This window comes from Oceanospirillum linum, from assembly GCF_001995095.2.
In the GTDB taxonomy this organism is placed as follows: Bacteria; Pseudomonadota; Gammaproteobacteria; order Pseudomonadales; family Halomonadaceae; genus Oceanospirillum; species Oceanospirillum linum.
Window position 1 is genome coordinate 1 of record NZ_MTSD02000187.1, and the last position, 407, is coordinate 407.

The following is a 407-nucleotide window of genomic DNA, read 5'->3' on the forward strand; positions in this document are numbered from 1 at the left end:
GGTATGGATAAACTGAAAGTACCTGTTCAGTATCTATTTGGCCGCGTTGTAGCCAAAGATATGGTTGACGAGCGTACAGGTGAACTGATCTGCGAGTGTAACACTGAGATTACAGCAGAAATTCTAGAAAAACTGGCGCAAGCGGGCTGTAAAGTAATCGAGACGTTGTATACCAACGATCTTGATTGTGGTCCATTTATCTCTGACACATTGCGTATTGATAACACACGCAACCAGTTAGAAGCGCTAGTTGAAATCTATCGTATGATGCGCCCTGGTGAGCCTCCGACCAAAGATTCTGCAGAAGCACTGTTCGAGAACTTGTTCTTCAGTGAAGATCGTTATGATCTTTCTGCTGTGGGTCGTATGAAGTTCAACCGTCGTATCGGTCGTGATGAAGATACAGG

The 407-nt window shown here is 44.7% G+C and carries 1 pseudogene; it reads left to right on the forward strand.

Annotated elements, in window-relative coordinates:
- Positions 1-407 (forward strand): annotated as a pseudogene (gene rpoB / locus BTA35_RS17250) (DNA-directed RNA polymerase subunit beta); the annotation flags it as partial.